Here is an 18,554-nt window from a genome sequence, read left to right as displayed (position 1 = left end):
TTCTCGCCACCAGCAACCCGTCCGCCACGACGGCTATCAATCTTACAGGCAACGAGTTCGCTCAGACGATCGTCGGCAATGCCGGCGCCAATGTCATCAACGGCCTCGGTGGCGCTGACAAGATGGTTGGCTACGGCGGCAATGACACCTACCACGTCGACAATGCCGCGGACCGGGTGTTCGAGGCAGCGGCTGGCGGCACCGACAAGGTGTTCACTTCGGTGAGCCATGCCCTTTTGGCCGGGTCGGAGATCGAGTTTCTCGCCACCAGCAATCCGTCCGGTACGTCTGCAATCAACCTGACCGGCAACGCTTTTGCCCAGACGATCCAAGGCAATGCCGGCGCGAACATCATCAATGGTGGCGGCGGTGCCGACATCTTGACCGGTAACGGAGGCAACGATGCTTTCGTGTTCAACAGCGCTCTTGGAGCCGGCAATATCGACAAGGTCACCGACTTCAACAAGCTCCAGGACAAGATCCAGCTCGACGATGCCGTTTTTGCCGGGCTTAAGCTTGGAGGCCTTTCATCCGACGCTTTCTTTGCCGGTACGGGCGCGCATGACAGCTCTGACCATATTATCTACAACAGCTCAACCGGAGCGCTCTCTTTCGACAGCGACGGGATCGGCGGCGCATCTCAAATACAGTTCGCCACTCTCTCTCCAGGTCTATCGCTTACGGCAGGTTCATTCCTTGTGATCTAAACCACCCGGGACGGCGGACCTTCGAACCGGTCCGCCGCTCCGTACTTGTTCAAGCACCCGTTTTTTTTTCCAAAGCGGGGTGCCCGTTTCCGCCGGTCCCGACGTTACTGCCTCGCCCCACGCTCAGCGCGATTGTTCAAGGCGATGAGGTTCTTTGCCCGCGAAGCACTCGGGCTGCTCATTGCGATATCGCGGTCCGATTTCCATGATGAGGACGGTCCCGGGCAAGAAAACCAACTCGCTGAAGATGTCATCCCGGTCGATATCGCCCCAGCCGAGCGGCATGTGCAGGTCGCCCAGCCCTAGCGCTGCATCCTCCTGCGGCAGGTAGGTCCGATGGAGACCCTGCGGGCGCCCGAAGGAATCATGGACATGCAGGTGCCCTGCCACCGGCGCCATGGCCTGCAGCTGCTCGCGGAAATTCAGGCCGCGATGGGTGGGTTCAATAGCCGTCAGCGGTCGGTCCACCAGCCGCTGGCGCGAGCGGCATCGAAGCACACTTTCCTAGGATGGGTGCCTTTGAGCGCGGCTTTCAGAGCGGCAACGCCACGATTGTACTCTTTAGTTTTGTCATACTTCCTATCCTCAACAAGAAAGTCGCCAAAACGTCTGTCGTTATAGATCGATTGAGAGCAAAACAAATAAGCCGCCATCTGATATCCATGATCGAAGGCAACCGAGTTGGCGTGGGCGGCGGTTGGAACGAACGAGTTTGCGCAAATCACCATTGCCGCGAGCGGCATCATGCAAATGCAAGATAATTTCATTGTTGTTGGCCCTCTCCCAAGACGCAACGAACTTGCCGAAGTTTTTGCCTTGATGCAAGACAGTCATAAATCGCCCTCGAAGGAGCTCGTGCTCCACATCCTTCTGTGCAACCAGTCGCAGATCTTAACCCGCAATGGCGTCGATAGCTGGTGGAACTGGCAAGATGCGCCGGATGAGGCAAATCAATTCGAACGCCGGAGGCCTCTGCAGAATTTCCGGGTTTTGCGTTTCATCGGTGCGGCGTGCTCGCAGGAGCCCAGGAAAAGATCGGTGAAGTTCGCAACACGTTGAATTCTCGGCGACACGCAGAGGTTACAGCCCGCCTGTATGCACCCGCAGTGGCTCAGATTTGTCTGGGTACGGTCTACTCGGCGCCTGGAGAAGGCGAAGATTCCCGGATCGAGCCGCTTGGGCACTGCGCCAGGGCAGAGCGATCAGATTCGTGTCATACCGTCAGAGGCAAGACACTCGCAATTTGGGGGAACAGATGAAGGAAGAGAACGACGTTCAGAAGCTGGTGCGCACGCTGCGTGCTCGAGCACCTGATGACGCGGCTGAATTGCTTGCCCGTGAGTCTCCCGAGCTCATCCAGGACGCACTAAAGTTGTTGCCGGATAGGCACGCCCGGAAGGTGGTGGAGCATTTGCCGCCGCATATGAGGCCTATCAAGGCTCATAGCGATGGCATCGCGATCCCGGAGTCGCTCGTCGAGCTGATGGACCCGATCCCCGGCAGCGTTCCTGTCGGTACGGCGGTCGCCGCCGCAGTGGACGCCGTCAGACGCACTCAGGTGCCGACCGAGCTCACTTATCTCTATGTCACCGACGAGGGCGACAAACTGGTTGGCCTCGTAGTCCTGCGCGATCTGATGCTGAGCGAACCGGACGCAACCGTGGATCAGATCATGCTGCCGAAACCGTTCGCCCTTCCCGTCAGTATGTCTTTGAGCGAAGCCTGCAAGGCGGCGGTACGCCGCCACTATCCGGTGTATCCCGTGGTGGACGCGGAGAACCGGCTGCTCGGGCAGGTTCGCGGCTGGCGGCTGTTCGAGCAGCAAATCATCGAGATTTCCGCCCAGTCTGGCCAGATGGTGGGTGTCCAGAAGGAGGAGCGTTCTTTCACGCCGCTGATTTCAGCCTTCCTGAAGCGTCATCCGTGGCTGCAGCTGAACCTGCTGACGGCCTTCATGGCCGCTTTCGTGGTCAGTTCGTTCACAGGCACGATCGAGAAGATCGTCGCCTTGGCAGCGTTCCTCCCGGTCTTGGCCGGGCAGAGCGGAAACACCGGCTGCCAGGCACTGGCTATGACGCTGCGTGGCCTTGCCCTGGGCGATGTGGACAAACGGCCGAAGCTGCACCTGGTGATGAGGGAGGGCGCGCTCGGGATCGCCAACGGCGTGCTCGTCGGTCTTGTGGCGGCTGCGGCGATGTGGTTCTACGCCTCGCGGCAACCGGAGTCGGCAGCCCAGGCGCCCATGCTGGCACTTGTGATCCTGCTCGCAATGTCCGGATCTTGCCTCATGTCTGGAATCTCCGGCGTGCTGATCCCGTTAGGGCTGCGGCGGGTCGGCGCCGATCCGGCCGTAGCTTCGGCGATCTTCCTCACCACCGTGACCGATATCGTAGGCATGGGCCTGATGCTGGGGCTGGCCACCATGCTCGTGCTGTAGTTAGGGGCGCGTCCGCCGATGCGCGTCCTGCACAGGACGCGGTCGGCGGGATCACACCGTGGGATTTTTTGGGGCTTTGAAACGCCGTGACTGAGCAGGTTGCGATACAAACGGATTTTGCGCATCGTTTGAGCGCAGGCATGGGCCTTCTGGCCCGGGAACTCACCGCGGGTGTGACGACCGCGGGCGTAGCGCTGCCGATGTGCGTCTCCTCCGGCGTCCTTGCCCTATCGCCGCTCGGCGCAGATCGGGTGGCGGAAGGCGCGCTTGCCGGCGTCATCGCTGCCATTGTCGGCGGCGTTGTCGCGTCCGCATTTCAACGGTCGTGCTTCGTGACGACCATGCCCAGTAATTCGCTGATCCAGGCCAGCCTGCTAGGATCCCTGCTCGTCGCTCTCGACGGCAACACGACCCAAGCGCTGCTTGCCTTCGTCGGCTGCGTGATGCTGACCGGCTTTTGGATGATCCTCATCGGCGCAACCGGTCTCGCCCGGATTGTCAAGCTTGCCCCCCATCCGGTTGTCGCCGGGTTCGTCTCGGGTGTCGGCATCCTGGTCATCAAGAGCCAGACGCCGATGCTTCTCGCAGTTTCCTCCTGGAGCGGCATCATCGCGGCGGATTTCAGCCTGGCCACGGTCACAAGACTTCCATTCGGTCTTGCGCTGATCGCGGTCATGGCGATGATCACGCGGCATGCGCCCAAAGTTCCGGCGCTGCTTGCCGGCCTGATCATCGGCTATGTCATCTACCATGCTGTCCGTCTGTGGGGGCCCGACGTTGAGCTCGGCCCTGTTATCGGCTCGATCGACATAGAGGGCTGGGCACCGGTAAGCATGACTGAGGCTGCCTCAACGCTCCGGCTGGGGCTGAAACATATCTGGTGGACCCTGATTGCCGGCTCGTTGACCCTGGCGATCGTGGGAACGCTCGACACCGTCTTTACCCTGCGCACTGCGCGCAACCTGGCCGACGTTCAGGTCGGCCAGGACCGCGCCCTCGTCGGGCTGGGCATCGCCAATCTTGTCTCTCCCCTCATGGGCGGCCTGTTCGTATCCACGTCGGCCGCGCTGACCGCCGCCAACTACCATGCCGGCGGGCGCATGCGCACCTCGACGTTTGCGAGCCGGGCGGTGCTGCTTGCGGCCATCCTTGCGTTCCCGAATCTGATCTTCTCGATGCCGCTGGTTGTGCTGTCCGCCATTCTGGTCTTCGTCGGCATCAATACCATCGACCGTTGGGCACTGCGGACGGCGCGGCAGGCACTTCTCGGCGACAGCGCGGCGGGCCGCAGCCAGGCACGGCGCAATATGGCCGTGGTCGCCGCTGTGGCACTCGCCACAGTCCTTGGCCAACCCGTTATCGGCGCCGTGGTCGGTGTGGCGCTGGCCTGCATCGTCTTCATGATCGAAATGAGCCGGCCGGTGGTGCGGCGCAAGGAGATCGTCGGCAAGACGCGCTCCAGGCGCATTCGCTCCACTGCTCAGACCGAGTTGCTGGCGATTCACGAGCGCGAGCTGGCAGTCCTCGAGCTGCAGGGGGTGCTATTCTTTGGCAATGCCGATGAGCTCGCGGAGGAAATTGACCGGCTGCCTAGCGTGGTGCGGGTGATCATTCTCGATTTCCGCGCCGTCAGCGACGTCGACGCCTCCGGCGCGTTGACCTTGCAGCAGATCTCCGCTCGCTGTGCCCGGCGCGGTCAGCGATTGTTCTTCAGTGATCTCAGGGATGCCGAGGCCCTGGAGGAGTTTACGTCACAAAGCGATAGGCCCAACATCTACCCCGATCTCGAGGCAGCGCTGGAGCGCTTCGAGGAGGAAATCGTCGAGCGGACCGACAGTGCTGCCCGCTCGGTGATAGAGGTGCCGCTCGAGCGCACCGATTTCGGCATGACCATGGCGCCGGAAGATCTGAAGATGCTGATGAGCTATCTCGACCGCGTCGAGTTCCCCAAAGGCGCCGTGCTGTGCCGCGCTGGCGATCAGGCCGACCGACTGTGGATGCTGACGCGCGGCTGTATCAGCGTCTGGGTGGATGCGCCTGGCGGGCGGCGGCGGCTGGCAAGCATCGGGGCTGGATGTACCGTCGGGGAAATGGGCTTCCTTACCGAGCGACCGCGCTCGACCGACGTGATCGCGGACGAGGACGTTGTTGCCTATGAGCTGACCTCGTCGGCCGCCAACAAGATATCAAAGGCCAAGCCGCATATCGCGCAAGCCGTGTTGAGAAGCATTGCCCGCCAGCTCTCCGATCGCCTCCGCAATGCGACGGAAGACCTTCGGATGAGCCATATGTGACATCGATGGGCTAGGCAGCGACCAAATGCGCGCAGAATCACGCGAACTATATTGATCTTGAAGAACGCTAGATTCGCTATCCGGAGATGAGTTTTGTTAGTTTATGCCGCTACCGAATACTTCGGCCAATACAGCAACGCTGCGAAGATGTTCTGGCAACCAGCGCAGCCGAAATGTGAATTGACCCTATTGTTTGTTGCGCGGCTGCAACAGCTGCTGAAAACTCGGACGAGTTCGTCACAGGTCAGTCGCCTTTTTCTTGTAGTCGTGCTAAGTCGTTCGCACTAGTCGGGTTTGGGGTGGGTTCTCGGCATGCAATCTTCGTTTCGAACGGTCGTCGGCTGCGCCGCAGCGCTGCTTTGTATCGGCGTATTGCCGGCCGGCGCGCAGGGTCTTTTTTCGGCCTATGACGATGCGTTTTCAGCCCGCATCGCCAGTCCGGCCGACAACGGAACACTCGCCCAGTTCGTCACGGTTGCCGTCAACGCCGGGCAGTACGATCAGGCGATCTCCTCAATCGAGCAGTATCTGATCAAATATCCCCGCGATGCACGCGCCCGGCTGGCGGCCAGCCGGTTGTACTATCATGTCGGCTCCTATGAATTGGCCCGGCGGCAGGTGCAGTACGGCATCGAAGTCGGCGGCCTAACCGCAAGTGAGCAGCAGGAAGCTGTTCGCCTGCTCGCCCGCATCGAGCGCGCGTTGCGTGGCATCACCTGGGAACTCGCCCTGACCGGCGGCGTGTTCAGCGCATTTACCGATTTTGAGCCCGGCGGGGCGCAGGACGACGACAGCTTCGTCTCGCCCTATGGGCGGGCGGAAGGCTTTGTCCGGTGGGACCTCGGCACGCCAAGTGCCGACGCTCTCGTCCTTTCGGGGTCGTTGACGGCGACACAGCGCTTTTTCACGGAAGACCTGTCGGTTCCAGGTAGCAAGGAGACCTTCATCCACGGCAACGCCGCGATCACCTGGGACAAGGGACTGCCCAATAGTGGGATCGATTCGCTGCGCCTGCTGCTTTCGGCGTTCACCGTTACAGATCGTTTCGACAGCGATATCCACGAAACCGGCATTGGCCTCAGTGGACGCTTCGTCGTTCGCCCGACGGTCGAGACGACGCTCTTCGCCGGTGGCGGCTACATCGATCTAAGCGCCTCGCAAGGCATTTTCGCCGATAGCAGGGTTTTCTATGAGGCAGGCGGCAGCTACCGCTTCCGCAATGGCCAGGCGCTCGGACTGCGCTTTGTCGGCTCGAATGACTTCGCCTCCGGATCTGGCGAAATCGGCCGCAGCTACACGGGCGAGGTCCGCTATGGCGGCCTGTTGATGAACGTACCGGATCTTTTCGCATGGTCGCACCAGGTCGCCTTCTCGGCCGGCCATAGCGACACTCCCGATCTGTCCATCGGCATCGGCACAAATATCAAGAGCGACTTCTGGCGCATTGCCTCGGAAAGCGATTTTCAGCTGACGGAGTCGCAGAAGATCAGCGTCGATCTTGCCTATCGCGAAACCAACTTCGACATCGCCAGCCGCGACCGAAAATCGTTCGAAATGCTCATGAGCTACACGTTGACGCTCAATTGAAAGAGGCCGCGATGAGGACCCCGTACCGTCAGATCGCCATTTTTGTCGCCTGCCTTGCCTTTGCGGCACCATCTGCCGCTGAAACGGTCGGGTCGATGACGGCCTACCAGACCAACATCGTCCGCAACAACGGCGGGACAATGAACGTCGGTGCCGGCGTCGAACTCGGCGACCAACTGCGCAGCAATCCCACTGGTCTTGGAATGCTGGTGTTCCGGGACGAATCGAGCGCCAAGATTGGTCCAAACACCAGCCTGACGATCGATGAATTCGTCTACAATCCGGGCTCCGGATCGGGAAAGATCGACATCGGGATGAATAGCGGCCTGGCCCGTTTCTATGGCGGCCAGGTTTCGAAAGGCGGCGTCATGCAGGTTGCAACGCCGCACATGGTGCTCGGGGCCAGAGGCGGCATCATCGAAGTGCTGGTGGCAGCTGGCCAGACCGTCGGCATACTGCGCGCCGGCCGCATGACCTGCACGATGAATGGCAAACGGCTGGTCATCACAAACCCGGGCTTCGCCTGCACGTCGGAAAATGGCAAGCTGCTGACCGGCTACGGCGGAATCGACACCTTCCCGATATTGGACAGCATCGACCGGATAGCCGGCACCGGCCTGCCAGGCGCACCGGGTCCGGGATTGGACGTAAGCGCGATTTGTGCGTCGGCACTCGGCGGTTCGCTCAAAGTCTGCGACTCCACCGACGGGGCATTGCCAGGAGTGGTCATGGAGTTCCCCGACAGCCCAACGCCACCTGTGGGCGGCGGCGTGGATGAGGATGGGTGTGAGGGTGAGGGTTGCTGCTACTACTGCAATTAAGCCCGGCGGCACGACATGAGCCTCTTGGTCGGTTCGGGCTGGGCTGATTGGCGGCAAGCTGCCAGGCGCAAAATATCCGGTCTTGCGGTCGTGCTCCTGCTGCTCGCTTGCCATTTGGCTTTCGACGGGCCGCTGTCGCGCCTCCGCGAACGCACGTACGACTTCTACCAGTTTCTCGCCCCGCGCCAGGCGACGAGCAATCCTGTCGTGATCGTCTCGATAGACGACGCCAGCCTCAAGGCACATGGGCGATGGCCCTGGAACCGTGGCCTCTTGGCCGATCTCGTCGATGGCATCACCGAATCCGGCGCCGTGGTCATCGGGCTTGCGCTGGTGCTGCCCGAGGCCGACACCTCGCCTGACGGCATCGCCGGAGACAAACGACTGGCAGCGGCCCTGTCGAAAAATCGAACGGCGATTGCCGTCAGCCTGGGCAACGAGGCGACGGTTTCAGAAGCAGAGCCCAAAGCCGGCTGGTCGATCGTCGGGCAAGTACCCGACACACTTCCCGGGTTCACCGGCCTGACCGGCTCGCTTGCCGAATTCTCGAACGCCGCCGCGGGCCTCGGCGTAATTCGCACCTTGCCCGATCCCGACGGCGTACTGCGCCATGTGCCGCTGCTCTGGCTTCGCAATACCGCTCAAGGCGTGCAACTGTGGCCGTCCTTCGCGCTCGAGCTCCTGCGCCTTTACGCCGGGCAGGACGGCTACATAGCCCGGATGAATGCCGCCGGGTTTGACGCGCTCAGGATGGCCGGCGCCATTGTGCCGCTCGAGCCGGAGGGGAGCATCCGCCTCTGGGAAACCGCCACCGACACGCCCCGCCTATCTGCCGGAACTATCCTTTCGAGCCATGGCGATCCGCGGCTGCGGGACGCCATCGCCATTGTCGATTTGTCGGCCGTGGGACTGACGCAGTACCTGCCCACCCCGACGCGTCCAGCGCGACCAGGCGCGGACATCCACGCCGATGCAATCAGCCAGATGCTTGCCGGGCGCTACCTTGCAGAGCCAACGCACGCGCGTACGCTCGAGCGGCTCTGGTTTGTCCTCAGTGGCGTCGTTTTCATCGGGCTTTCCGGAGTGCTCGCCGGGCGTGTCGTGCTTGGCGCCCTCGCTCTGGCGCTGCTGGCCGTCACGCCGTTCGTGTTCGGCGCTCTCGAATACAGCCTGCAGGGTGCACTCTATGACCCGCTGCAGCCGGCGCTTGCGACGATCCTGGTAGCCGGCTTCGAAGGCTATGTCCTCTACAGGCGCAGCGAGCAGCGCCGATCCACCCTGGCACGGCAGTTCTCCCAATATCTGTCGCCTTCCGTGGTGCAGCGCCTTGCAAGCTCGGACACCGAAGCGATCCTGTCCGGCGAGAAGCGCGAGATCACAATCCTGCTCAGCGACATACGCGGCTTCACGACGATGAGCGAACGACTCGATACCCAAGAGATCGCAACGGTGGTCAACCATTTCCTCGGCATTGCGACCGATGAGATCCTCAAGCGCGACGGCACCATCGACAAGTTCATGGGCGATGCGGTGCTGGCCTTCTGGAACGCACCGCTTGATCAACCCGATCATCGCGAGCGCGCGCTCGACGCGGGCCTCGCCCTGATCGAGCGGGTGAAGCGCGAAGACGCCGCCTTCACTGCGGACGGCCATCCCTCCATCGAAATCGGCGTCGCCATCGAGACCGGCATCTGCTCGGTAGGCAATTTCGGCTCCGAACGGCGCTTCGATTACACAGCGATCGGTTCGCCCGTGAACCGCACAGCACGGCTCGAGTCGACGACCAAGAAGCTGGGCATCCCCCTGGTGCTTGGTCCCGGCTTTGCCAAAGGAGCATCGATGCCCGTCGTCCAGGCGGGCGCCTTTGAGCTCCAGGGTTTCAAGGGCGAAGTGCCGGTTTTCACCGTTCCGGAGATGCACAAAGGTATGAGCCGCGAGAAAGCAGTTCAGAATGGCGAGCAATCTGGCGGCGGCCCAGCCATGCTGGACGGTTCACCGCCGTCCCCAAAAACAGCTCCTCCTGATCCTGCACCCCGAAACTGATCGGCTCCCGCGGATCGCGGGGTGCCGACCTGCATCACGACCTGACTACCCGCTTCGGGAGGCCTCGCAAATTTGCGTGGCCTCCCCCGGTTCGTCATTCGCCGCGCATGGTCGCCTGGAAGGCCGGCAGGTGCTTCTTCTGCGCCTCGAGCATTCTCTCGCGATAGACGCCATAGATGACGTCGGTATCGTGCAGCGTGACGCCGGCAATTGTCGGCGAGGCGAAAACCGGCAGCTCGATACCGCGTTTCGAAAGCGCCTCGGCCGTGCGGGCGATCAGCTCATGCGCCAGGATCATGGCAAGCACGGTCGACGAACCGGAGACCGGCCGGCTCCAGCCCTCGACCGGCACGATGGCATCCTCGATCGGCGAGCAGGTGTCGATGACAAGGTCGGCGGCATCGGCAAGCCGTTTGCCGGAAGAATGCGTCGCCGGCTTGTCGAGATTGTTCTTGCTGGTCACCGCGACGACGAAGATGCCGCGTTTTTTCGCATAGAGCGCGGTGTCGATGCCCGACGAATTGCGGCCGCTGTGGCCGAAGATGATGATCGAATCGCCTTTGTTCAGTGGCTGGTGATCGAGGAATTTCTCGGCGTATTTCTCCGTCCGCTCCAGCCACAGAAGCTCGCGCACGCCGCCGGCGCCGAGCACGTTGTGCCACATGACGCGCGGGTCGGTCAGCGGATTGAAGCCGACATAGCTGCCGTAGCGCGGAAACACTTCCTGGACCGGCAACACCGAGTGCCCCGAGCCGTAGAGATGAACCAAGCCACCGCTCTCGAGCGTGTCGGCAAAGCGCCTGGCCGCCTCGCCAAAGGCTTCGGCATTGGCTTTCGACGCCTGTTCGATGAGGGCGGCAAGGCGAGGTATGTAAAGATCGGACACGTCGGTACTCCTGTTATGTGTCGGCTTCGGTAATGGCTCAGCTTCTTGCGTTTGGCGCGGCGCGGCCGGCGCGCAGCGTCGAGCGGATTTCATAGCGGTCGCCGCGCATGACCGAGACGGTGAATTCGAATGGGCCGCGCTCGTCGGTAGTGATGCGCTCGACCACGAAAGCGGGACTCCCCGTGGGCAGATCGAGCAACTCGGCATCCGCCGCCCCGACCGCGCCGACACGGTAGTTTTCGCGCGCTGCGACCGGCACGATGCCATAGTGGCGTTCCAGTGCTTCGTAGAGCGAGCCCTGCAGCAGGCCGGCATCGAGAAAGCCGGGCACGCGCGCGGCCGAGAGCTGCGCCGTCTGGATGCCGATCGGCTCGTTGTTGCCGAGCCTGAGCCGCCGGATGCGCACCACCGGGTCGCCCTCCTCGATCTCCAGCGCTCCGGCCGCGGCGACATTGGCGGTGGTCAGGCTGCAGTCGAGCAAGCGAGAGCCGGCGACCACGCCCATATTGCCCATTTCCTGGGTGAAGCTGGTCAGTTCGCGGGTGCCGGCGACCAGCGTGGTGGAGCGCACGAAGGTGCCACGGCCATGTTCGCGCCTGAGCAGCCCGTGCTCCTCCAGATTGCGCAGTGCGTGACGCAGCGTGATGCGGCTCACCCCGAACAAGGCGCACAATCTGTCTTCGGCCGGAATCTGGTCACCGGTGGCCCACTCGCCGCTCTTGACGATGGCGCGGATCGCTTCCTCCACCTGATACCAGAGCGGCTCGGGCCTTCTGCGGTCGGGTTGCTGAAAGCTCGGCTCGCTCATCTTATCTGCCTCCACTGTGCTCCGGCGAGACCGGCCAGCGACGCGCCGACGAGACCGGCACGGGAACCGAATTCGCCGGACCGCAGAACGACATCGCGCAGATGCGGCGGCAGTTGACGCTGCAAAGCCGAAAGCAGCGGCGGTCCTACCACGTCCAGCGCATCGGCAAGACCGCCGGAAATCAGGATCGCCTGCGGATCGAGCAGCGCCACGGCACCCGCAAGGGCAGTGCCCAGCCGGCGCGCCGGCAGCTCCAACGCGTCAAGTGCGGCCGTCTTGCCAGCCCGGGCGGCCTCGACCAACCTGCCGCCATTGGCCAACCCGATCTGGCGCGCCGCGGCGTCGAACGCACGCCCGGAAGCGAAGCGCTCCAGCCAGCCGCTGCGGTCCTCGCCTTCGTCCTCGATGTCGGCGCAGGCCCAGCCGAATGAGCAGGCGCCGCCACGTGCGCCGGCGACGATGCGGTCATTGGCCAGAACGGCGGAGCCGATGCCGGTGCCGATCGCCAGCAGGATGGCATCGGACAGGCCTTTTGCGGCACCTTCGACCGCTTCGGCCAGCATGGCGATCTGTGCGTCATTGCCAATGGCAATAGGCAGACGAGGAAACAAGGCCGCGACATCGATGCCGTCCAGATAGGGCAGGTTCGGAATCCAGCGGCAGACCGAGCCTTCGACAAGCCCCGGCACCGCGAGGCCGAGTGCCTCGACCGGGCTGGCCTCGGCGCGCAACGCGTTGATGCGGACGACGAAGGCATCAAGGCTGGCCGGCGCGGGCTCGCGGCTCAGCATCTCCAGCCAGCGAACATCGCCGGTATGGATAGCGGCGCGCAAATTGGTGCCGCCGAGATCGATGGCGAGAACGCGTGTCATCGAGAGCGGCTCCGACTGGCGGTCGCCCGGTCCTCGGAGCGCCAGTTCCACAAGGTGTCGTCGGCTCTGGTCGGCATTGCGGTACATAGCCCGGTGCACGCGGCGGCAAAGCCGCCGAGCAGACTGAGCGCGGCGTGTCGATGAATCGAAAACATGCTCAGTCCCGCTCTTGTCGACATCCGCATCCCTGTGGCTTAATGTCATTATAACGACATGACGTCGATCGCAAGATCCTCGCGGCATGTTTTTGGCCTGGCGGCACGGAGGAACAGCTCGAACTATTTCAGCTAATTGTCTGTTTTCAAAAGGCTATCTCGCACTTTTTAGATCGAAGTAAGAAATCGCCGCAGCGCCGGCAGGAACTTTCCACGAAGATAGCGCTTGCATCATTACTTCAAGTTGTCATAACGTCATTGATATCGCTGTGCGGCTACGCGGAGGATCCGGATGTCTTTGGCTTGGATTTCGAAACTGGCACTGGCTGCAGGGTTGTTGACATCGCCCACCGTCGGCTGGGCTCAGTCGGTCAACATCTCCTATCTGACCCACTGGTCGCCGGAGACGGTGGCGTTGCTGGACGCCGCGGCCAAGGACTACGCCAAGACCAATCCGGATGTGACCGTCACCGTCCGCGCCGTTCCCTTCGGCGACCTCCTAACGACGCTTCGTTCCCAGGGCGGCAGTTCCGATGGGCCGACGATCGGCGGCATCTACGATTTGTGGCTGCCCGAACTGGCGCGAGACAAGCTGGTCGCGCCGGCCCCCGACACGGTTGCCGGCGAGGTCAAAAGTGCGTGGCCGGCCGGTGTCGTCAGCGCAGCCTCCGTTGGTGGCACGCTCTACGGCATTCCGAACGAGATCGACGTCTATGCGCTGAACTACAATAAGGAGCTGTTCAAGCAGGCAGGCATTACGGCCGCGCCGAAGACCTGGTCCGAGTTGAAGGATGCGGCCCAGAAGCTGACCAGGAAAGATGCCGGCCAGCAAGGTTTCGGCATAATCAACTCCTGGGCGGCGGGCGTCGTCCATCCCTTCGCCTCGCTGCTGGTCTCCAATGGCGGCGAGCTGGTCAAGGACGGCAAGCCAGTGCTCGACAGTGCTCAAGCCGGCGAGACGTTCCAGCTCTACGAGGACCTGATCAAATCCGGCGCAAGCGACCCCGCGATGGCCACCGCCGACGCCAACACCACCGGCCCCTTCCTCGACAATTTCGTCTCCGGCAAGACCGGCATGATCATCATGGCCAATTGGTGGGAAAGCGCGTTGAAGACCGGCATGGGCGGCAAGTTCTCAAACATCGCCACCGCACCCATCCCGGTCGGCCCGAGCGGTGGCAAGCCACACTCGATCTCCTATTCGTGGATGACTGTCGTCAACGCCAATGCCGGTGAGGCCGAGCAAAAAGCGGCATGGGATTTTCTGGCATGGCTGAACAATCCGAAATCCGGCAAGAACGGCGCCTCGGCAATGTCGGATATTCTGATGTCGATGGGAATCCTGCCGTCGCGTGCCTCCGATATCGAAGCCCATAAGGACAAGCTCGGCTCCGAGTTCCTGTCCGGCTATGTCAGCGTGCTTGCCGACGCCAAGCCCTTCCCTGTCGTGCCGGGAGGCCAGGAGTTCAGCGAGTCGCTGCAACAGACGCTCGAGGCGTTGCAGTATGGTCAGCTCTCGGCCAAGGATGCGCAGGCGAACGCGCAGGCCGATGCCGTCTCGATCCTGGAGCGTGCCGCCAAATAGCGAAGGCGCTGTTTCGAGAGCCGACGCTTTGGAAGCGGAGCGATGATCAAGACCTATCGTGCCTCGGCGGGCATCATGCTGGCGCCCGCCGTGACATTGATCGGCATTTTCATTCTGCTGCCGATGCTGCTCACCATCTGGCTGTCGTTCCAGGACTGGTCGACGCAAACACCTTTTTCCAATGCGAGCTTCATCGGCTTCGACAATTTTCGCGAAATATTCGGGCCGACCTCGGTCGGGCGGGATTTCAAACGAGCGCTGCTCAACACCGCGATCTACACGGCGCTGTCGGTGATCCTCCTCCTGCCTCTTTCGGTAGCGTTCGGCTTGATGGTCTACCAGCGCGAGGTCGCAGGCGGCACGGCGCTGCGGACAGTATTGTTTTCCACCTACATGGTGCCGATGATCGCCGTGACGCTGGTCTGGTCGAAGCTCTATTCGCCGAGCGAAGGGCCCCTCAACCAGATGCTCGGCCTCGCCGGCATCGGCCCGCAACCGTGGCTGTCCTCGCCAAGATCGGCGTTGATCTCGATCGTCGTCCTCAATGTCTGGCAGCAGATCGGCTATTTCACGGTGCTGGCAGTTGCCGGGCTGACCCAGATCCCGGGCAGTCTTTACGAGGCGGCGACGCTGGACGGCGCCAACCGGCGCGAACAGTTCCGCTTCATCACCTTGCCGCTATTGCGCCGCACGCTCCTGTTCAGCGCCGTCATCGCCATCATCAACGCCGTGCAGGTGTTCGAGCCGGTCGCGCTGATCACCCAAGGCGGGCCGGTCGGCTCGACCAACGTGCTGACCTACCATATCCGCCGAGTCGGCATCGAGCGCGCGCAAGGTGGGTTGGGCTCGGCCATGGCGGTGATGCTGATGCTGGCACTGATCGTCGTTGTGTGCGCGCTGTTCGCGTATGCCAACCGGAAGGACGACGAATGAGCGCGCCGAGCCGTTCGGGATGGTCGAGCCGGCTGGTGCGCAAGCGCCCGGCAGGCCGCAGAGCGCTGCTCGCGACGCTGATGCTGCTGGTTGCCGTCGCCTCAGCCTTCCCGCTGTTGTGGATGATGCTTTCCAGCCTGAAAACGCCGGCCGAAACCATGCAGGTGCCACCGGTGTGGATACCGCACACGCCGAGCCTCGAAGCCTATGAGAGGGTGTCCGGCGTGATCAATGTCGGCCGCTCGATGTGGAATTCTCTGGTCATCGCCACCATCACCACCACAGGCATTCTGGTCACCAGTATGATGGCTGGCTATGCCTTCGCCAAGCATCACTTTCCGGGCCGCTCGCTGCTGTTTTCGGTCCTGATCGCCACCATGTTCCTGCCGCCGATCGTCACGCTGATCCCGCTTTATCGTCTCGTCGGATCAATCGGGCTGAACGCCAGCCTTGCCGGCATCATCGTACCCAATCTCGCCAACGCGTTCGGCATTTTCCTGATGCGCCAGTTCATCGCCGGCGTGCCGGACGATCTGATCGACGCCGCACGGATGGATGGGGCGTCAGAACTGCTGATCCTGTTCAAGATCGTCGCACCGAGCGTGGCACCGGCGATCGCGGCATTGGCGCTGTTTGCCTTCGTCTATCACTGGAACAGTTATCTCTGGCCGCTCACCGTGCTGCAGGGCAATGCAGAGGATTATCCGATCGTCATCAGCCTGAGCCGTTTGCTCAGCTACAACAGAGGCGCCCTCAATACCGGACTGGTGATGGCCGGCGCCACACTCGCCGTGCTGCCGCCATTGGTGCTGTTTGTCTTCCTGCAGCGCTTCTTCGTCGATTCGATCGTCGGCTCGGCGATCAAGGGATAGTGTCAGCGGCACCGATTGAGTTCAGCAGGCATCCTTGGCCTGGCCGCGCCACAACGCTTTCGGCCATCGCCTGGTCAAAACGAAGATCGCGCATCCTCGATCAGTCCGCGGTCAGCACGACCTTGACACTCTGTGAACGGTCGGCGGCAAGTCGGAACGCATCGGGGGCGGAAGAAAGCGTGCGCTCGGCAGTCACCAGCTTGAGGACGTCGACCTCTCCCGAGACGATGAGATCGACCGCCCGGCTGAACTCGCTGCCGAAGCGGAAGGTGCCTTTGAGGTCGATCTCCTTGGCCATCACCGCGTTGGCAGGCAGCGGGATCTGGCCACCGGGAAGATTGCCGACCTGGACCACCGTACCGCCGCGCCGGACGCTGGAGATCGCAGCGGCAAGGCCGGCCGCGCTGCCCGAAATCTCGAACGCCACATCGAGCGAACCGCCGGCCGAGAGCGCGTGAAGCTCGGCGTTACCGCCGGAAAGGTCCATCGTCCTGTCAGCGCCAAGCCGGCGAGCGAAGGCGAGCGGCGCGGCGGCGATGTCGGCGACGGTCAGTTCAGCGCAGCCGGCAAGCCTGGCCGCGAGCATGGTCAAGAGACCGATGGGGCCGGCACCGAACAGGACGACGTTGCGGCCCCTGATGTCGCCCGCCCGCGCGACGGCGTGCAGGCTGACCGCCAACGGCTCGGCAAGTGCCGCCGCCTGGTAGGCCACGTCAGATGGAACCTTGAAACATTGCGCGGGCGTGGCGTCGAACAGACTGGCGAAGCCGCCCTGCATATGCGGTGTCTTCGATGCCGAGCCCATGAAGTAGATGTTCTCGCAGAGATTGACGCGGCCTTCCAGGCATCGCGCGCAATGCCCGCACCAGCGCGACGGATTGACCGCGACGTGGTCGCCGACATCCAGGCCGGGCGCGGCGCCATTGATCTCGACGATTTCGCCTGAGATTTCGTGGCCGAGGACAAGCGGCGAGGTCACCACGAAGTCGCCGGTACGGGCATGGCGGAAATAATGCAGGTCGGAGCCGCAGATGCCCCCTGCCCCGAAGCGCACCCGCACCATCCCTAGTGCCAGCGGTCCCGGCGGATGCTCCACGACGCGCAGGTCCTGCGGGCCGAACAGCGTCGCGGCAATCACCTGGCCACTCACCGGATCAAGCCCATCTCGGTCGGCAGCCAAAGCGTGATGGCGGGTATGAAGGTGATCAGAAGCAGCGCCACGATAAGCGGCACCAGCCACGGCAGGATCGCCATGGTGGTGCGCTCGACCGAAAGCTTGGCGACACGTGACAGCACAAACAGCACCATGCCGAGCGGCGGGTGCAAAAGCCCGATCATCAGGTTGAGCGTCATGATCAGCCCGAAATGCACCGGGTTGATGCCGTAGACGGCGGCGACCGGCAGCAGGATCGGCACCAGAATGGTGATCGCGGCGATCGTATCGAGGAAGCAGCCGACCACCAGCATCAGGATGTTGACCAGAATCAGGAAGACCCACTTGTTTTCGGTGAGCGCGAAGATGAAGGTCGAAAACAACTGTGCCGCCTGGCTGACGGTGAGCAGCCAGGCGAAGATCGATGCGGCGGTGACGATGAAGAGCACCGAAGCGGTCGTTTCGATCGTGTCGAAGCTGGCCTTGGCAAGCAAACGCAGCGTCATCGTGCGGTAGCGAACCAGGCCGAGGAAAAGCGACCAGATCACAGCCGCCATCGCCGCTTCGGTCGGCGTGAACCAGCCCATCGTCATGCCGCCGATCAGGATGACCGGCGTCATCAGCGCCATGACCGCGGAGAAGTCGAAATACCAGTCCGCCGCGATCAGCACCAGCAGCGCGATACCGACCGCGATGTTGATCGACAGGCCAAGTTGCACAAGCACGTAACAGCCAATCGGAAAGGCCGCCACCACCAGCACCTCGCCCGCCGCTTCAGCGAGCCGCCGAAGCTCGAAAGGTGTGTCGGAGCCCCAGCCGCGACTGTAGGCAAAGATGGCAACCGTAATCATCATCAGCACGGTCATGACCACGCCGGGCAGGATGCCGGCCATGAACAGCGCGCCAATCGAGACATTGGCCATCATGCCGTAGATGACGAAGGGCAGCGAGGGCGGGAAGATCGGCCCGAGCGTGGCGGAAGCGGCGGTGACGCCGACCGCAGCGTCGATCGGATAGCCGTGGTCCTTCATCGCCTTGATCTCGATGGTGCCGATGCCGGCGGCGTCGGCGAGCGCGGTGCCCGACATGCCGGAAAAGATCACCGATCCGATGATGTTGACCTGCGCCAGGCCGCCCTTCATCCAGCCGACCAGGGCAAGGGCGAAAGAATAGATGCGCCCGGTGACGCCGGCAATGTTCATGAGGTTGCCGGCCAGGATGAAGAAGGGAACGGCGAGCAGCGGAAAGCTCTCGACCCCGGCGATCATGCGCTGGGCCGCGATGATATCGGGCGCGACGCCGTAGATGACGAGGTAAAGGATCGAGGCGGCCGCCATCGAAACAGCGACCGGCACGCCGATGAGCATCAGGACAAGAAAGCCCCCTACCAGAAGCAGCATC

The 18,554-nt window shown here is 62.7% G+C and carries 15 protein-coding genes and 2 pseudogenes; 10 read left to right on the top strand and 7 right to left on the bottom strand.

Annotated features, from left to right (window positions below; genetic code table 11):
- Nucleotides 1-707 (top strand): annotated as a pseudogene (locus NKI01_RS17590) (calcium-binding protein); the annotation flags it as partial.
- A gap of 104 nt (nucleotides 708-811) precedes the next feature.
- Here the strand turns inward: NKI01_RS17590 and NKI01_RS17585 are convergent.
- Together NKI01_RS17585 and NKI01_RS17580 are read right to left on the bottom strand one after the other, a co-directional pair.
- A pseudogene (locus NKI01_RS17585) lies at nucleotides 812-1,178 on the bottom strand (sugar phosphate isomerase/epimerase); the annotation flags it as partial.
- Entirely contained in the window at nucleotides 1,160-1,360 is a 201-nt protein-coding gene (locus tag NKI01_RS17580) for a hypothetical protein (RefSeq protein WP_352964045.1), read from the bottom strand. The gene NKI01_RS17580 and the pseudogene NKI01_RS17585, both read right to left, overlap by 19 nt.
- A gap of 28 nt (nucleotides 1,361-1,388) precedes the next feature.
- Between NKI01_RS17580 and NKI01_RS17575 the strand changes: the two genes are divergently transcribed.
- From NKI01_RS17575 to NKI01_RS17550, 6 genes are all read left to right on the top strand, one after another.
- Nucleotides 1,389-1,766: a hypothetical protein gene (locus NKI01_RS17575; RefSeq protein ID WP_352964042.1), complete on the top strand. Its 378-nt coding sequence runs from the start codon at nucleotides 1,389-1,391 to the stop codon at nucleotides 1,764-1,766.
- Nucleotides 1,767-1,962: 196 nt separating this feature from the next.
- Complete coding sequence (locus tag NKI01_RS17570; protein ID WP_352860608.1) at nucleotides 1,963-3,144, top strand: magnesium transporter; 1,182 nt, start codon at nucleotides 1,963-1,965, stop codon at nucleotides 3,142-3,144.
- 140 nt (nucleotides 3,145-3,284) lie between these two features.
- Nucleotides 3,285-5,438, top strand: a complete 2,154-nt coding sequence (locus NKI01_RS17565) for a SulP family inorganic anion transporter (RefSeq protein WP_352964039.1) — start codon at nucleotides 3,285-3,287, stop codon at nucleotides 5,436-5,438.
- A gap of 312 nt (nucleotides 5,439-5,750) precedes the next feature.
- On the top strand, nucleotides 5,751-7,025 hold the full coding sequence (locus NKI01_RS17560) for a tetratricopeptide repeat protein (protein ID WP_352964036.1): 1,275 nt from the start codon (nucleotides 5,751-5,753) through the stop codon (nucleotides 7,023-7,025).
- A gap of 11 nt (nucleotides 7,026-7,036) precedes the next feature.
- Nucleotides 7,037-7,846: a FecR family protein gene (locus tag NKI01_RS17555; protein WP_352964033.1), complete on the top strand. Its 810-nt coding sequence runs from the start codon at nucleotides 7,037-7,039 to the stop codon at nucleotides 7,844-7,846.
- A gap of 15 nt (nucleotides 7,847-7,861) precedes the next feature.
- Nucleotides 7,862-9,889, top strand: coding sequence for a CHASE2 domain-containing protein (locus tag NKI01_RS17550; RefSeq protein ID WP_352964030.1), 2,028 nt, complete (start codon nucleotides 7,862-7,864; stop codon nucleotides 9,887-9,889).
- A gap of 94 nt (nucleotides 9,890-9,983) precedes the next feature.
- On the opposite strand, the gene NKI01_RS17545 is transcribed toward NKI01_RS17550, so the two are convergent.
- From NKI01_RS17545 to NKI01_RS17535, 3 genes are read right to left on the bottom strand one after another with little or no spacing between them, the layout of a single operon-like run.
- Nucleotides 9,984-10,775, bottom strand: coding sequence for a sugar isomerase domain-containing protein (locus NKI01_RS17545; protein ID WP_352918574.1), 792 nt, complete (start codon nucleotides 10,773-10,775; stop codon nucleotides 9,984-9,986).
- A gap of 37 nt (nucleotides 10,776-10,812) precedes the next feature.
- Nucleotides 10,813-11,583 carry a GntR family transcriptional regulator gene (locus NKI01_RS17540; protein WP_352964027.1) on the bottom strand — a complete coding sequence of 257 codons (771 nt, stop codon included), beginning with the start codon at nucleotides 11,581-11,583 and terminating at the stop codon, nucleotides 10,813-10,815.
- A complete protein-coding gene (locus tag NKI01_RS17535) occupies nucleotides 11,580-12,455 on the bottom strand; it encodes an ROK family protein (RefSeq protein WP_352918577.1) in 876 nt (291 codons plus the stop codon). Before NKI01_RS17535 ends, NKI01_RS17540 begins: the two co-directional genes overlap by 4 nt.
- Before the next feature lie 447 nt (nucleotides 12,456-12,902).
- Here NKI01_RS17535 and NKI01_RS17530 point away from each other — a divergent pair, with 447 nt between their 5' ends.
- From NKI01_RS17530 to NKI01_RS17520, 3 genes are read left to right on the top strand one after another with little or no spacing between them, the layout of a single operon-like run.
- Entirely contained in the window at nucleotides 12,903-14,195 is a 1,293-nt protein-coding gene (locus NKI01_RS17530) for an ABC transporter substrate-binding protein (protein ID WP_352918579.1), read from the top strand.
- 42 nt (nucleotides 14,196-14,237) lie between these two features.
- Nucleotides 14,238-15,128 (top strand): carbohydrate ABC transporter permease, encoded by an 891-nt coding sequence (locus NKI01_RS17525; protein ID WP_352918581.1) that lies wholly within the window; start codon nucleotides 14,238-14,240, stop codon nucleotides 15,126-15,128.
- Nucleotides 15,125-16,000, top strand: a complete 876-nt coding sequence (locus tag NKI01_RS17520) for a carbohydrate ABC transporter permease (protein ID WP_352918583.1) — start codon at nucleotides 15,125-15,127, stop codon at nucleotides 15,998-16,000. The genes NKI01_RS17525 and NKI01_RS17520 overlap by 4 nt, the downstream gene beginning before the upstream one ends.
- Nucleotides 16,001-16,100: 100 nt before the next feature.
- Here the strand turns inward: NKI01_RS17520 and NKI01_RS17515 are convergent, their stop codons facing one another.
- A complete protein-coding gene (locus NKI01_RS17515; RefSeq protein ID WP_352964024.1) occupies nucleotides 16,101-17,150 on the bottom strand; it encodes an L-idonate 5-dehydrogenase in 1,050 nt (349 codons plus the stop codon).
- Entirely contained in the window at nucleotides 17,147-18,553 is a 1,407-nt protein-coding gene (locus NKI01_RS17510; RefSeq protein ID WP_352639198.1) for a TRAP transporter large permease, read from the bottom strand. Before NKI01_RS17510 ends, NKI01_RS17515 begins: the two co-directional genes overlap by 4 nt.
- Between the last annotated feature and the right edge of the window lies 1 nt (nucleotide 18,554).

Origin of the sequence: Mesorhizobium sp. M0815 (genome assembly GCF_040319995.1) — a bacterium.
Lineage (GTDB): Bacteria > Pseudomonadota > Alphaproteobacteria > Rhizobiales > Rhizobiaceae > Mesorhizobium.
This window is presented reverse-complemented; position numbering and strand designations above follow the sequence as displayed.

Bases quoted from the DNA above. Each gene is read 5' to 3' on its own strand.
- NKI01_RS17530 (WP_352918579.1), top strand. From the start codon at position 12,903: ATGTCTTTGGCTTGGATTTCGAAACTGGCACTGGCTGCAGGGTTGTTG.
- NKI01_RS17510 (WP_352639198.1), bottom strand. From the start codon at position 18,553: ATGCTGCTTCTGGTAGGGGGCTTTCTTGTCCTGATGCTCATCGGCGTG.
- NKI01_RS17560 (WP_352964036.1), top strand. From the start codon at position 5,751: ATGCAATCTTCGTTTCGAACGGTCGTCGGCTGCGCCGCAGCGCTGCTT.
- NKI01_RS17565 (WP_352964039.1), top strand. From the start codon at position 3,285: ATGGGCCTTCTGGCCCGGGAACTCACCGCGGGTGTGACGACCGCGGGC.
- NKI01_RS17535 (WP_352918577.1), bottom strand. From the start codon at position 12,455: ATGACACGCGTTCTCGCCATCGATCTCGGCGGCACCAATTTGCGCGCC.
- NKI01_RS17550 (WP_352964030.1), top strand. From the start codon at position 7,862: ATGAGCCTCTTGGTCGGTTCGGGCTGGGCTGATTGGCGGCAAGCTGCC.
- NKI01_RS17540 (WP_352964027.1), bottom strand. From the start codon at position 11,583: ATGAGCGAGCCGAGCTTTCAGCAACCCGACCGCAGAAGGCCCGAGCCG.
- NKI01_RS17570 (WP_352860608.1), top strand. From the start codon at position 1,963: ATGAAGGAAGAGAACGACGTTCAGAAGCTGGTGCGCACGCTGCGTGCT.
- NKI01_RS17525 (WP_352918581.1), top strand. From the start codon at position 14,238: ATGATCAAGACCTATCGTGCCTCGGCGGGCATCATGCTGGCGCCCGCC.
- NKI01_RS17520 (WP_352918583.1), top strand. From the start codon at position 15,125: ATGAGCGCGCCGAGCCGTTCGGGATGGTCGAGCCGGCTGGTGCGCAAG.
- NKI01_RS17555 (WP_352964033.1), top strand. From the start codon at position 7,037: ATGAGGACCCCGTACCGTCAGATCGCCATTTTTGTCGCCTGCCTTGCC.
- NKI01_RS17580 (WP_352964045.1), bottom strand. From the start codon at position 1,360: ATGGCGGCTTATTTGTTTTGCTCTCAATCGATCTATAACGACAGACGT.